8 protein-coding genes are annotated in these 15,244 nt (G+C 45.9%); 4 read left to right on the forward strand and 4 right to left on the reverse strand.

What is annotated here, in order from left to right:
* Positions 1-87: 87 nt before the first annotated feature.
* Positions 88-3,300, forward strand: coding sequence for a PAS domain-containing protein (locus ACDQ55_RS19115; protein ID WP_420983115.1), 3,213 nt, complete (start codon positions 88-90; stop codon positions 3,298-3,300).
* A 78-nt stretch (positions 3,301-3,378) separates the two neighbouring features.
* Here the strand turns inward: ACDQ55_RS19115 and ACDQ55_RS19120 are convergent, their stop codons facing one another.
* The 3 genes from ACDQ55_RS19120 to ACDQ55_RS19130 all read right to left on the reverse strand — a co-directional run bounded on the left by ACDQ55_RS19120 (position 3,379) and on the right by ACDQ55_RS19130 (position 9,329).
* Complete coding sequence (locus ACDQ55_RS19120) at positions 3,379-3,546, reverse strand: phosphatidate cytidylyltransferase (protein WP_420983116.1); 168 nt, start codon at positions 3,544-3,546, stop codon at positions 3,379-3,381.
* A 201-nt stretch (positions 3,547-3,747) separates the two neighbouring features.
* Entirely contained in the window at positions 3,748-4,482 is a 735-nt protein-coding gene (locus tag ACDQ55_RS19125) for a phytanoyl-CoA dioxygenase family protein (RefSeq protein ID WP_420983117.1), read from the reverse strand.
* 8 nt (positions 4,483-4,490) lie between these two features.
* The gene (locus tag ACDQ55_RS19130) at positions 4,491-9,329 is read right to left on the reverse strand and encodes a PKD domain-containing protein (protein WP_420983118.1); all 4,839 of its coding nucleotides are present in this window, start codon (positions 9,327-9,329) and stop codon (positions 4,491-4,493) included.
* Positions 9,330-9,513: 184 nt separating this feature from the next.
* Here ACDQ55_RS19130 and ACDQ55_RS19135 point away from each other — a divergent pair, with 184 nt between their 5' ends.
* Complete coding sequence (locus tag ACDQ55_RS19135) at positions 9,514-10,584, forward strand: NADH:flavin oxidoreductase/NADH oxidase (protein WP_420983119.1); 1,071 nt, start codon at positions 9,514-9,516, stop codon at positions 10,582-10,584.
* Positions 10,585-10,675: 91 nt separating this feature from the next.
* On the opposite strand, the gene ACDQ55_RS19140 is transcribed toward ACDQ55_RS19135, so the two are convergent.
* Positions 10,676-11,593, reverse strand: coding sequence for an acyl-CoA desaturase (locus ACDQ55_RS19140; RefSeq protein WP_420983120.1), 918 nt, complete (start codon positions 11,591-11,593; stop codon positions 10,676-10,678).
* A 169-nt stretch (positions 11,594-11,762) separates the two neighbouring features.
* Here ACDQ55_RS19140 and ACDQ55_RS19145 point away from each other — a divergent pair, with 169 nt between their 5' ends.
* Complete coding sequence (locus ACDQ55_RS19145) at positions 11,763-12,341, forward strand: HdeD family acid-resistance protein (RefSeq protein WP_420983121.1); 579 nt, start codon at positions 11,763-11,765, stop codon at positions 12,339-12,341.
* Between the two features lie 154 nt (positions 12,342-12,495).
* Positions 12,496-15,105 (forward strand): M1 family metallopeptidase, encoded by a 2,610-nt coding sequence (locus ACDQ55_RS19150; protein WP_420983122.1) that lies wholly within the window; start codon positions 12,496-12,498, stop codon positions 15,103-15,105.
* The last annotated feature ends 139 nt before the right edge of the window (positions 15,106-15,244 follow it).

The following is a 15,244-nucleotide window of genomic DNA, read 5'->3' on the forward strand; positions in this document are numbered from 1 at the left end:
TATTTTATCTTTCAAAATTTTAAATACACTTTTTTATTATCATCTGTAAAATAAATAATTCGTCAGCATTAGCTACATTTATTCTTTATGGAGTATGCAAATAATGTTGGATTGCAATTTCTGGACGGTGGCGGAGAAATGGGGATGCTAACCCGGAATTATCCTTGGAAAACCAGTAGTCTTGGACACCCTAAAACATGGCCTCAAAGTTTAAGGACTACATTAAGTATTATTCTCAATTCCCGTTTTCCTATGTTCTTATGGTGGGGGCCGGAATTGATCTGTTTTTATAATGATGCCTACCGTCCCAGTTTTGGGATTAACGGTAAGCATCCTCATGCATTGGGACAGCCTGCCGTAGAGATATGGGGAGAGATCTGGCCTGTAATAGGGCCGCAGATCCAGCAGGTAATGTCCGGGATGGGCGCTACTTGGGATGAAGACCGCCTTATTCCTATTATCAGAAATGGCCGCCTGGAAGATGTATACTGGACTTATAGCTACAGCCCTGTAAAAGATGAATGTGGGCAAATAGGAGGTGTGTTGGTTACCTGTACGGAAACAACCGAGAAGGTACAGCAAATGATTGCCCTCAAAGACACCAAAGATCAACTACAGTTTGCCATAGATGCTGCGGGATTGGGTACCTGGGACCTGAATCCGGCTACCAACACTTTCCGGGGCAACAGTCGCCTCTGCGAATGGTTTGGCTTACCTGGTGAAGCAGAATTACCGCTAAGCTTGGCGCTTAGTAAGATTGTGGAGGAAGACAGGCTGTTGGTGGCACAGGCTATTCAGCGTGCGCTAGACCCTGTAAAAGGAGGCGATTATGATATTATTTATTCTATTGGGCAAGGCGCGCAGCCGCCACGGGTGGTAAGGGCCTTGGGGAGGGCGTTTTTCAACGAAGAAGGACAGCCGGTCCGGTTCAACGGCACCCTGCATGATATTACCCGGGAAGTGATTGCACAGCGGGCAATAGAGGAAAGTGAGCGTAATTTCCGGACGCTGGTACTCCAGGCGCCTATTGCCATGTGTATATTGAAAGGTCCCAATTTTAAAGTAGAAATCGCCAATAACCATATGATCGATTTATGGGGCAAAACCTATGAAGGGGTTATAAATAAGCCTTTGCTGGAAGGGCTACCGGAAATCCGTGATCAGGGCTTCGAGGCATTGCTGCAACAGGTGTTGGCCACAGGCGAACATTATTTGGCTAATGAGCGGATGGTATATTTGCCGCGTCAGGGCGTTATGCAGCCGTTTTATATCAATTTTGTGTATGAGCCCCTCCGGGGAGCGGAAGGTACTATTACGGGCATTATCGTAGTGGCTTATGATGTAACCCATTTTACCCTTCAGCGTCTTGTAATAGGTGATGCGGAAGAGCGTTCCCGTTTAGCCATGGAAGTAACAGAACTCGGTAGTTATGATGTGAACTTATTGACGAACTACATGATCACTTCTCCCCGGATGAATGTGATCTTCGGCCTGGGGGCTAATGCTACACATGATGATTATATCAATGCGGTTTATTGGGAAGATTTACCGGTGCGTGATGCTGCCTATAATGATGCATTGAAAACCGGTAGCCTGTTTTATGAAATCAGGATCATACATCCTGATAAGTCTATTCATTGGGTGAGGGTAAGGGGAAGAGTGTACTTTGAAGACCGCCAGCCGGTCCGCCTCCTCGGTGCGGTACTGGATATCACCGATCAGAAAAAAAGCGTGAATGCCCTGGAGGAAAGCAATAAGCGGTTTAAACTGCTGGCAGATGCCATGCCGCAACTGGTGTGGATTGCAGACCCATTGGGGAAAGTGGTGTACTATAACTCACGTATACAGGAATATAAGCTATCAGCAGCGCACAAAGCTTGTGGGGGCTATCAATGGGAGTCTATCGTACATCCGGAAGACCTGGAGGCTACTACTGGATTATGGGAAGATGCAGTAGCCGGACTGGCCAATTATTCCAAAGAGCATCGTATGTTGATGAAGGATGGAGAATACCGTTGGCACCTGAGCCGCGCTATTCCGGAAAGGAATATTAATGGCGATATTATGCAGTGGTATGGTACAGCCACGGAAATAGATGCCATCAAACAGGCCCAGGAAGCAATTACAGAAAGCGAAGCGCTATTCCGGCAACTAACGGAAGAAGCGCCGATGTTTGTATGGATCTCAGATACAGAAGCGCGTTTGCAGTATGCTAATAGGGAATTGCTGAAGTATATAGACATGGAAATCCAGCAGTTGCTGTTATCCAATATATGGGAAAAAGTGGCTTTCCCGGACGACATACCTGCTGTATATACGATGTACGAACAGCAAAGGAAGGATCCATCCCCCTTCACGGTGGAGTGCAGGATACGGGAAGGTAAAACAGGGAAATACAACTGGTTTTTATTTAAAGGGGTGCCTAAAATAGAGAAACAGGTGTTTCAGGGATTCATTGTAACAGCAGTGAATATACAGGGCTTCCGGGATGCAGAGCAAACTATGGTAGAATTCTCCCAACAGTTGGAACGGCAGGTGGAAGCGCGTACCCACGAACTGGCTACTGCTAATAATCAATTACGGCAAACCAACCAGGAGCTGGAACAATTTGCTTATATCGCCTCCCACGACCTGCAGGAGCCCTTACGTAAAGTACGTACGTTTGCCGGCATGATACAGCATACCGATCCCGTCTCTCAAAAGCTGATTGAAAAAATAGAGATTTCCGCCGCCCGTATGTCGTCCCTTATTCAGGATTTATTGCATTTTTCCAGGCTCTCTGTTGTTAAAGATGGCTTTGAATGTATTGAACTGGAAAAGATATTGGAGAATGTTTGTACAGATTTTGAACTATTGATCGCAGAAAAAAATGCTGTAATTACGCGTTCTCCTTTACCGGCATTAGAGATGATCCCCTTTCAGGCAAATCAGTTATTGGCTAACCTGATCGGCAATTCCCTCAAATTTAGTCAGGATGGAGTACCGCCACAGATCAGTATTACAGCGGAGGAAGTTGCGCCATGGGAGATACCGGCACATCCTGGGTTAACGGTAGGTAAACGTTATTGCATAATTACATTCAGGGATAATGGTATCGGCTTCAAACAGGAACATGCAGAAAAGATCTTTAAAATTTTTCAGCGGTTGCATAGTAAAGATGATTATTCCGGTACAGGTATCGGACTGGCACTTTGTAAGAAAATAGTGCTGAACCATCATGGCTGTATCTTTGCCCTGGCGGCGCCTGGCGAAGGAGCGGCGTTTAAAGTAATATTACCTTATGTGCAGAATAAAAAATAAACCTATATCCCTTAAAGGCATTTCTCTCTTTTGTTGCTTTGTAGTGCAACAAATGTATTAGAGGAACAGTATCGGGTTTTACCCTCGCTTGTTTCCCCGGCTTATCAAAAATATAATCAAACCCACCACTATTGCCACCAGAATGATACCTGTCCATATACCTGCTTTGAAGATACCACCTATCAGTGCGCAACTGCCGAGTACCATTGCTATGCTCACCAGCATCAAGTAAGTGAGGTGTTTCATATTGTTCAGTTTTAGTGTACATATCACCCGACACATCCTGTACCAAAAGTATTCGCGGATGTAAAAATCATTAACAAGCTTTAGTAGATCCCCCAAAAGTCATGAACGCAAGGGGAGGGTTGTAGGTTCGGCCAGCTTGCTGTTCCTCACTTTGGGGACTCTTTCTACAAGATGACCGCCACGCTTTTGCTTTTGCGGGACTTATATCGATGACTGACTTATTATGTCTTTACCGCGTTCTGCCCATTCGAGGGGAGCGGCCAACGCGCGATTGCTGCACTCTATATGTATCACCCTGCGGTTTTGTCCATTGCTGCTACGTGAAGACGCATGCATCAACAAAGGTTTCATGATCATTATGCCGCCTGCTTTCACCCGGCAGCTAACAACTGTCGTCTCTGCAAAGTTGAGAGAGTTGGGTCGGTAAATGCCTTGTTGATGAGAGCCAGGAATCACTTTTAATGCGCCATTTTCTTCGTCTGTATCATCCAGGTGAATACGGAGGGTATATATGCTTTCCAGTATATCTTGTGGCGGTTGTACGGCATATTGGTCTTGTTTCGTTGTCCAGGGGCCATATCCCGACAGAGGTATTTTTTTATCTGCTGATATGGTAAGGTCTTGGTGCCAGGCTACAAACCAGTTGGATGTTCCTGGTTTATCAAAATAAATGGATTTCACAGGGAAATAATCAGGCCCGAATAAGGCCCGCACAATTTGTTGCAAGGCCGGTGTAAAAATGAGTGGGGCAATGGCAGGAACCGCCTGCAGGAAGCGGCGTATGGCAAAAAGGTCCTGGGTCTTCCGGAATAAAGGACTAGAGTTGTCAGCAGCGGCAATAGCGGCTAACAATCCCTGGATGGCTTTTTCATTAAATACCTGTTCTATTACAGTAAATCCTTGTGTGGCCAGTTCTTCTTGGTATTTGATAAACATATATGATGTTATTTTAACAAGGTGATAGTGCCTTTGAAGGTAAACTGTTCTCCACTTTCACACACTGTTTGCATAAAGTAAATATAGGTACCAAATGGGGCATCTTCATTTTTAATGCGTCCATTCCAGCCGTCATTAGGTTGATTGACAGGGAAGTGGGTATTTTCAAATACCAGCTTGCCCCAACGGTCGTAAATGCGTAGCCACTCAATTTCCCGGACTCCCTTTCCCTTTGGATAGATGCGCTCATTCTGGCCATCACGGTTAGGGGTAAACGCATTCGGTATATAAATAGCGCTCTGGTGGCAAAGTATATGTACGGTAATGTTATCGTACGCTTTACAGCCAAAAGTGTTTTCCACCTGTACCAGGTAGGTGGTGGTCAGGTTGGGTAGGACCTGTACCCGCGCGCAATCTGCACAGTTCAGGTAATCGGCCGGCGACCAGCGCCAGCGTACTACATCGCTGCTGGCAGTAGCCGATAGGTATAACGGAACGCCTGCCATTATTTCCCGGTCTGGCCCCGCTTCAACTTTGGGAGAGGGATTTACGGTAGTGGTAACGGAGGTTTTATCAGAGAAGCAACCTTCTTTATCGTAGCCGGTTACTTCGTACACATAAGTGCCGGTAGTTTTTGGCCTGGTTGCAGGGGTTGCCGAAGCAGGTAGGTCAAGGTCTGCGCCCTGCCATGCATAAATGTCTGCGCCCCAGGCGCGCAAGGAAAGTTTATCTCCCAAACATAATACGGTATCTGGGGTGGCTTGTATTTTAAGGGGCTGCACTACACGGAGCGATATGGCGTCGGTGTTGATGCAACCGTTATTGTCGGTTACTTTCACTTGGTAGGTAGTGCTGGTAATAGGAGTGGCTAATGGATTGGCAATGGCTGGGTTGCTGAGGCCGTCCACGGGTGTCCATTCGTAGAAGTCGCCTCCGCCGGCATGCAGGGGAATGGTATTGTTCAGGCAAATGAAATCTGATGGTGCGCTGGCCTGGATGTCTGGTAGTGGCAGTATCCGGATGGGATGCGACGTTTCGTTGGAACAGCCGTCTTTGCTGGTAACATGCAGGGCGATGGTATAATCGCCTGGCTGCCGGAAGAGTTGGGCTGTTGGTTGCTGTTGCTGGCTGGTATTACCATTACCAAAATCCCAGTTCCAGGTAACATCTGTGCTTTTAGTAACGCTGCCATTGAAGGTAACAGGTACTTCCTGGCAAACTTGCGCTGGTCCACTGATGGAGGCTACCGGTTTCGGATATACGTGAATAGGCAACGTGGCTGTTTGCGTACAGCCGTAAGCAGTAGTCACCGACAAACTGAAGGGATATTCGCCTTGTTTATCCAGGTAAAAACCAGGTTGTGTTGTAGTAATATCGGTAGGCGTGAGACTCGGATTGTAAGACCAGGAAAATGTGGGCGTCATTTGTAATTCATCTATGGAAAAACTATTGAAAACTGGCGCAAACGTAAGTGGGCCTTCATCACAGATCTGTGCCGGAGTGGCATTTAATTTTATATCCAGCTGGTCTATTACGATAGGATGATCCAGGAATGCGCTGCCCTTGCAACCGGCATCGTCTTTAAGTAACAGACGGGGTTTATAGATGCCTGGTGCAGCGTAATGGTGCTTCACTTCCAGGTCATTGGTAGGTAATACATTACCATCTGCAAAGTCCCAGCTGAAAGTAGTGGCATTTTCCGGTGCTATGGAAAAGGTGATCTCCTGTTCCAGGCAACCGCCATCAGGCGTGTTTTTGATAGTGGCATATGGGCCTTTTACAATCACGCTATCATTGTATTCATCTTCGGTGCCGGCATCTCCTTTTACTTTGAGTGTTACTTTATAATGTCCGGATTCGGTATAGGTATGTACCGGGTGGGTTTGATCTGAGGTACTGCCATCGCCAAAATCCCAGGAGGAAACGCTATAGTTGAGGGAAGTATTGGTGAAACGGAATAGCATCGGTGCGCAATTACTGTTGTTGACAAAGGAAGAGCTATAGGTAAAGGCTGCGCCTACTGCCGATACTTTTATTTTCTTAGACATCTCGTCGGTACAGCCATTGTCGTCGGTGAGATGCAGGGTGATATTGTAGGTGCCTTTGTCTGGGTAGTTGTGGGTAGCATTACCATTTTGGGAAACTGTTTTGCCATCCCCGAAGTCCCAGCGCGTATCCACAATCCTGCCGCCAACTTCGTCGGAGTAATTGTAGAACAATACGGTGCTGCCAGGTTTTACCAGTGTGTTTTCCGGGCTGAAATTGGCGATAGGGCCGTTTACCCGCACGCTTCTTCCTTGAATAGCATTAGTACAGCCCTCCTTATCCGTTACTTTTAAAGAAGGGTAGTAATATCCGGCCTTTTGATAAGAATGTTTAAATGGTCCGGCTGTATATGTTTGGGCGGTGCCATCCCCGAAAGTCCATTCCCACTTTACAATGCCTTTGCTGTAGGTAAGGTCTGAGTTGTCGGTGAATACTGTTTCACCTCCCCGGCACTGCACCGCGGCGGGCAAGGTATAATCGGCTATCGGGCCGCGTACATTCAGTTGCACTACATTGCTGGTATCATAACAGCCTACGTTGTTTATCCATACGGCATATATTTTAGGATGGCCGGGAGGAAGATGCGTATAGGTGGAAACAGCGCTGGAGGCATCGCCTAAATTTACCCGTTGGTTATCCATGTACCAGAGTTTTCCATAGGTGTCGTAAATACCTGTATTGGGCGCTGTTATTTTAGCGATTAAAGATTCACTGCTACATAGGTCTGTGATATCTGTGGTAAGGATTAGCGGGGCTTTGGCTATTACGGTAGCGGTGTTGCTCAGCCAGGTGGTACAATGGCCGTCGGAGGTAGTGAGTTTGATGGTATAGGTGCCGGACTTGGCATAGGTATGTTTTACAATACTACTTTGCACGGTATAGGTGGTGTCCTGGCCGTCGCCCCAGCTCCAGGTCCAGCTGGTAGCTCCTAAAGAGTGCTCATTAACGCTAACGGTTAAACGGTTATTGCAATCGGGTTGCTTAACCACTTCAAACCTGGGAAAAGGATTTACTGTTTGTATGTAGGCTTTTTTGGTGATGGTATTGCTGCAGCTGCCATTCCAAACGGTAAGGCTGATATCGTATGTGCCGGGTTCTGAATAGCTGTGTGCGGTAGTATTGTTGCCATAATAATCGCCGGTGCCATCTCCAAAGGTCCAGTACCAGTTGTTGCCTATATTCGACTGGTTAACGAAGGTAACAGCACTGTTGCCACAAATTATGGGTGCCTGTGGAGACGTGAAATCGGGTGTTGGTTGCTGATAGATTTTTATCTGGTCTGTTACGGCAGCGGTGCCGCTACAGCCGTTGGCAGTAGTGTATTGCAAGGTGGCTTTATAGAAGCCGGTAGAGGTATAAGTGTGTTTAGGATTCGCTTCCGTGGAGGTGCTCCCATCGCCAAATGTCCACAGCCAGGTTTTAATGGGATCGTTGCTATTGCTGTTGGCATAAAAAGAAGCGGTGGTGCCAATGCAACCTTCTATATTGCTGGCATAGGCCTGGATCTGTGTTTGCCGGATGTCTACAAGCGTACCGCTGCTAACGCTGCAGCCTTCCTGGTTGGTAGCGGTAAGGGTTACATAGTAACTGCCGGTACGGGTATATACGTGGGTGGGTGCTTGCACGGTACTGCTTTGATTGTCTCCAAATGTCCACGACCATTTAGTGGCGCCGTTGGAATTGTCTTTGAACTGAACAGTGGCAGGTACTGCGCAGATAGCCTGGTTATCGGTACTGATCTGTGCAGTGGGACTGGCTTTTACATTTATTGTTTTTTCCACAACATCTTTACAGTTACCATAGGTAGCGGTCAGTTTTACTTTTAAAGGGCCTGCAGCAGGAGCGGTATAGGAAACATTGCTTTGAGAGCCATACCATATGCCCAGATCATTGAACTCCCAGGTAACCGTTTGAGGGCTTACCAGAGAATAAACGGCCTGGTAAGTGGCGCTGGTGTTGGCACATACGAGGTTAGGAACGGTGAGGTTGGTACTATAATTAGCAACGTTGATATCGTCTATTTTTTTTACAGATTTACATCCTAACTCATTACTAACGGTGAGGGTAATACTATGTTTCCCTTTATTGGCAAAAGTATGCCGTCCCGGATCTTTGTCTGTACTGGTGCTGCCGTCGTCAAATGCCCATTGATAGCTCAGTGTACCGGAACCGGTAGAAAGATTGGTAAAGTTGACGTTTGCCGGCACTTCACAAAGTACCTTGTCTGCTACAGAAAAGTCTGCCGTTAGGGGTGGGGTAATGGTAACAGCCTTATCTATTACTTTGAAGTTCGTACAACCGTAGCTGTTAGTAACGGTGAGAACAACTCCGTATACGCCGGATTGATTGTAGGTATGAGTGGTTGTACTATGGCCATTAAGGGCTACCTGGCCATCGCCAAAGTCCCAGCTGAATTGTTGTAGGTTGCCTTCTACAGGGTTCGATTTGTCTGTAAAAACAGTAGTGAGTGGCATACAGCCCGCATTGGGAGAAATGCTGAAATCCACTATTGGCTTCGATCTTACGTGAATATAATCGTTTTTTACCACTGTTTGGGTGCTGCCATTGGCATAGCCTACTTTCAGTGTTACGGTGTAGCTACCTGTTTTTACATAGGTAGCCCCAGGATTTTGTTTGTTGGAAGTATTGCCATTACCAAAATCCCATTGCCAGGAAACTGGATTACCGGTAGACTGGTCGGTAAAAGTGGTGATAAGCGTTTCACAGTCGCTTACAACAGACGACTTGAAATCAGCTTTTTGTTGGGCTTGCAAAGGTTGGCTGGAGTATAAAACACTCACCAGGCATAGTATTAGGGAGCAAACAAAGTTATTCCCGACAGGAAACAGATTCATCGTACAATAGGTATAGGGTATAAAATTAATGTATTCGGTACATAAACTATCTTTCAATACAATACTAGATAACAAGAGGGCAGTATCAGGGCAAATCCTTAATTTTAAAGCATATAAAAAGCAGGAGATCATGTCACATTTGTTTAGTCCTTTACAGTTAAGAGAGGTAGTATTCCGTAACCGTATTGCGGTATCGCCTATGTGCGAATATTCTTCCGAAGATGGATTTGCTAATAATTGGCACCTGGTACATTTAGGTAGCCGTGCAGTAGGTGGCGCTGGTCTGGTGCTCACAGAAGCGACAGCTGTATCGCCTGAGGGGCGGATCTCCCGGCATGACTTAGGAATCTGGAAAGAAGACCATATTCCTAAGTTGAAAGAGATCACCACTTTTATTGCTGCACAAGGGGCGGTTCCGGGTATACAGCTGGCACATGCCGGCAGGAAAGCCAGTACTGTAAGGCCTTGGGAAGGCAGTCGCGCTTTATTGCCAGAAGAAGGCGCCTGGCAGGCAGTAGGCCCCAGCGCTATTGCTTACAACGAGGTATTTCCTATGCCGGAAGCGCTTACGAAGGAAGGCATCCGCAAGGTGATTAGCGATTTCCGGGCAGCGGCAATACGTGCTTTGGAAGCCGGTTTTGTAGTGGCTGAATTGCATAGCGCCCATGGGTATCTGCTGCACAGCTTTTTGTCGCCTCTCAGTAATCTCCGCACAGATGAATATGGCGGTTCTTTTGAAAACAGGATACGTCTCTTGTTGGAAACGGTGGAAGCTGTGCGCACGGTATGGCCAGAAAGATACCCTTTGCTGGTACGTATATCCGTAACCGATTGGGCAGAGGGTGGCTGGACTCCCGAAGAATCGGTAAAATTGGCTGCCGTCCTAAAAAATAAGGGTGTAGACCTGGTTGATTGCTCCTCCGGGGGACTGGATGCCCATCAACAAATAAAAATAGGACCTTTATATCAAACGCCATTTGCAGAAAAAGTCCGTAAGGAAGCTGGTATTCCTACAGGTGCGGTAGGTATGATCACTACGTCTGAACAAGCGGAGTCAGTGATTGCGGAAGGCCGGGCCGATATGGTATTAATAGCGAGGGAATTCCTGAGAGATCCTTACTTCCCGCTGAGTGCTGCCCAGGAACTGGGGGAAGACGTGAAATGGCCGGTACAATACGAAAGGGCAAAACCACGTAATTAGAAGGCGTAGGTATCTCCAGAACGTACCTGAATAAAATAGGGTGTATCAAACTTTGATACACCCTATTTTTCGTTGAAGTTATTTTATATTATCAGTTCGCTTCTTCGGCTACAGGTATTTGTTGCTGAGCAGCCAATTGTTTCAACTTATTGCTTTCTTTATGTTTAGCAGGAATAGGTCTTATTTCCCATACAATACCCAGGTATCCCAATGTTTTTATTACATAGTAGGTAATGTCTATTTCCCACCAGTAGAAACCTTGTCTGGCTGCACTCTGGTAATAGTGGTGGTTGTTATGCCAGCCTTCTCCCAGGGTGATCAGCGCCAGGATAGCGCTATTACGGGACTCATCGCCGGTATAATAACGTTTGTTACCAATTTTGTGCATCAGGGAGTTGATGGTGAAAGTACCATGATACAGGATAACAGTGCTCAGGAAGAAACCGATCAATAAGGTAGATAAACCTGCTGTCCAGTCGAACCAACCGGTACCATTTACTTTATTGCCTACAAAATAAACGGCGATAGCCAGCACTACTGCTGGTACCATATGCCATTTATTCAGCCAGAGTAATTCTTTGGCTTTATGGTCTTTGATCAAATCGAAGCGGGTAGGTTTATATTCAGGGCCCATGATCCAACCAATATGCGCATACCAAAATCCATACACATTTGCAGAATGCGGATCTTCGGGAGTATCACTATGCTTGTGGTGAATCCGGTGGTTAGCAGACCACCATAAGGCGCCTTTCTGCAAACTGCTCTGTGCGCCGCCTGCCAAGATAAACTGGAAGAACCGCGAGGTTTTAAATGCGCGATGCGAGAAATACCGGTGATAGCCGGCTGTTACAAAAAACATACGTACTACATATAATACGCCGCATAAGATCCAGTCAAATGCTGTAGTACCAGTGAAAAACGCCAATAAGGGCACCGCGTGTATGCCCATAAAGTCTGCCTGATGCCACCAATTAGGTGGTTTTCTGTCTTGCTTAATCGCCTTATTCATTCCGCAAAGATAATTTCCGTCTGTTGTTAGAACTATGATTTAAATCATTCTGACAAAGTTAAGTGCTTTTCCCCGGTTTTTTGTGGCGATGTTTAATCGAACTTTTTAAATCCCGACGTGTTAGACAACAAATAACAGCTAACCTTTTCTTAATATTAAAGAATTTATTATGTCTCAGCTCTTCAATGCAGTCCGTAACAACGTGAAATATTGGTGGCTTTACCTCCTCAACGGTGTTATCTTTCTGATAGCGGGCTTTATTGTTTTCTCCAATCCTTTCAATAGCTATGTACTGTTGAGTATTTTTTTTAGTGTAACTTTTTTTGTTACCGGTATTTTCGAAATTTCTTTTGCTATCGGTAACCGTAACAACCACAACGGGTGGGGTTGGTCGCTGGCGTCAGGCATTGTTGATATGGTATTGGGGATTATCCTGATGTTGTACCCTTCAGTAAGTATGGCGATATTGCCCCTGTTCCTTGCTTTTTGGTTTATGTTCAGGGGGATCAGCCTGATCGGTTTTTCTATACAATTGCACGCCGATAAAATACCTCATTGGGGCTGGCTGTTGGTAGGAGGAATTGGCCTCATTATTATTGCTATTGCTATATTGGATAATCCTAAATTGGGGGTAGCGGCAATACTGGGTTTAATGGCCGCCGCTTTCTGGGTAACGGGTATATTCAGCATTGTGTTTGCTTTCCGGTTAAAGCATATTAAAAAAGAAATGAGGGATTTGAACATATAATTATTTTCCAAATTTTTAACATGACATTGAAGCGGATAGCAGTAGAAACATTATTTCTGCTGCTATCCGCTTCAATGGCTGTATAATTTTTATCTCTCTCTTCATAATGCTTTTTTACTATATTTAACCTCTCCTAAAAACATATATCCTTCAAATGAGACTTAACAAAATCTATGCTATTGCATCATTGTTACTAGTGGCAGGAGTACAGCAGGGGATGGGCCAAACGGCTACTGGCTACAACCAGCACGAGGCTTTTGCTCCCTTGTTTTACCCGGCTCCCGGTAATGAATATCGCAGTGCCGGTGGTCAACCCGGCCCTAAATATTGGCAAAATGCAGCCGATTATAAATTGGAGGTAACCCTGGATACCTTACAGCACCGTATTAGTGGAACGGTAGTGATTACCTACAAAAATAACAGTCCCGATCAGTTGCCATTCCTGTGGCTGCAGATGGACCAGAATATTTTCCGGGAAGATTCCCGTGGTTCTGCGACTGTAGCTGTTGCAGGTGCGCGTTTCGGTAATCGTGCCTATACTAAAGGCTTTGAATTGAAAAATGTAAGCTTGGTAGCAGAAGGTAAAATAATCCCGGCCAATTACCTGGTAAATGATACCCGTATGCAGATCAGGTTGGCCGATGCGATGAAAAGCGGGGCTGCCATCCAGATTAAAATCGACTACACCTATACGATACCGGAATATGGTACCGATCGTAATGGTAGGTTGCTTACCGCTAATGGATGGATATACGAAATTGCACAATGGTATCCACGTATGGCTGTATACGACGATATACTGGGCTGGAATAATATTCCCTATATGGGTAGCGCCGAATTTTACCTGGAATACGGCAACTTCGATTATAGTATCACAGCGCCGGCGAACATGGTGCTGAGTGGTTCTGGTGAACTCGTTAATGAAGCGATCGTGTTATCTTCTAAAGAAGCTAGCCGGCTAGCGAAAGCCCGCAACAGTGATGCAACTGTGTTTATCCGCGATAGCACTGAACTGCATAGCAATACGGCTACCGGCAACCGTACCTGGCATTTTGTATGTAAAAATACCCGTGATGTAGCCTGGGCGGCTTCCGCAGCATTTATCTGGGATGCGGCCCGTATTAACTTGCCCAATGGTAAAAAGGCGCTCGCTCAATCCCTTTATCCGAAGGAAGTAAGTGGCAGCAACGCTTGGGGTAGGTCTACCGAATACGTAAAAGGGGCTATCGAACATTATTCTAAGCAATGGTTTCCGTTTACCTATCCGGTGGCCACCAATGTGGCAGGTATTGTAGGAGGGATGGAATACCCTGGTATTGTTTTTTGTTCCTGGAAGTCTACTAATGGCGGACTATGGGGCGTAACGGATCATGAATTCGGCCATAATTGGTTCCCTATGATCGTAGGCTCTAATGAACGTAAATACGCCTGGATGGATGAGGGTTTTAATACCTTTATCAATACAATTTCTACCCGCGAATTCAATAAAGGAGAGTATTATGTGAGTCAGCCCGTTCAGCAGATGGTGTCTTTGTTGTTTTCTGCTAACGCAGAACCTATCATGACAACCCCCGATGTATTAGGAATGAACTATCTTGGTATAGCCGCTTATTACAAGCCAGGATTGGGACTTCAGCTTTTACGGGAACAAATACTCGGACCTGAGCGTTTTGATTACGCTTTCCGGGAATATATTAAGCGCTGGGCGTTTAAGCACCCTACGCCATGGGATTTTTTCCGTACCATTGAAAATGCGGCGGGTGAAGACCTGAGCTGGTTCTGGCGCGGATGGTTCTTCCAGAACTGGAAAGTAGATCAGGCAGTAAAAGATGTGAAATATGTGAAGAACGACCCAACCCAGGGCGCACTGATCACCATCCAGAATTTGGAACAACTGCCTATGCCTGTAGTGATAACGATAAAAGATGTAAACGGTAAATCCGATACGCTGCACTTGCCGGTAGAAATATGGCAACGTGGACCTAATTGGACCATACAATATCCGTCTACAGTGAAACTGAGCAGTGTGGTTATAGATCCTTTGGGAGCTCTGCCAGATGCTAACCGGGTTAATAATAGTTGGAAAGCAGAGGCTGGAATGACCATACCGGCGGGTACTACGGCAACGACTATATTAAATCAATATATCGAAGCTATTGGAGGCGCCAACAAGTTGAAATCTGTGAAGGACTATTCCTTGCAATTAGAAGGCAGCATACAAGGAACTTCCGTAGAAACCAACATCCAGGCCAAGCAGCCGGATAAATTCCTGCAAACCGTATTTATACCAATGGCTAACGTACAAACGATGAAGCTGGTAATTAACGGAGATGAGGTGCACTCGTTCCGCTCCGGACAGGAATTGGTATTGTTGCCCGCCGATAAAGCCATGCTGAAAGATAAAAATATGATGTTCCCGGAATTACATTTTGTGTCGCTGGAAAATAACGCCAAGCTGGAGCTGTCGCCGGTAACAGAAGATGTGAACGGTGCGCCGGCTTATGTGGTGAGCATTGCTACTCCTAACGGCGCTTTGTTGCGTTATTACTACGACGTGAAAACCGGTTTAAAAGTACGCGCTGTTTCCCTCGCCGGACAAGAAGGCGGAGGCTCGGAATCAGTGGCTGAATACAGTGATTACCAGGCAGTAGACGGTGTGAAATTTCCATTTACCTTCCAAACAACCGCTGGTGGGTATAATGTTACTATGAAGATGAAAAAAGCTACTGTAAACAGTGGGCTGGGAGATCAAGTATTTAAGTAAATAAAGGCCTATAGTGGCTCTGTCAGGTATCTTATCTAATAAAAAGCTGTCTCCGTTTTTGCAAACATAGGAGACAGCTTTTTTTATAGGTAACCCTGCTCTTGAATATATTACCTTCGCCTCCACGTAACCATAATAA

Origin of the sequence: Chitinophaga sp. 30R24 (assembly GCF_049056765.1) — a bacterium.
Taxonomy (GTDB): domain Bacteria; phylum Bacteroidota; class Bacteroidia; order Chitinophagales; family Chitinophagaceae; genus Chitinophaga.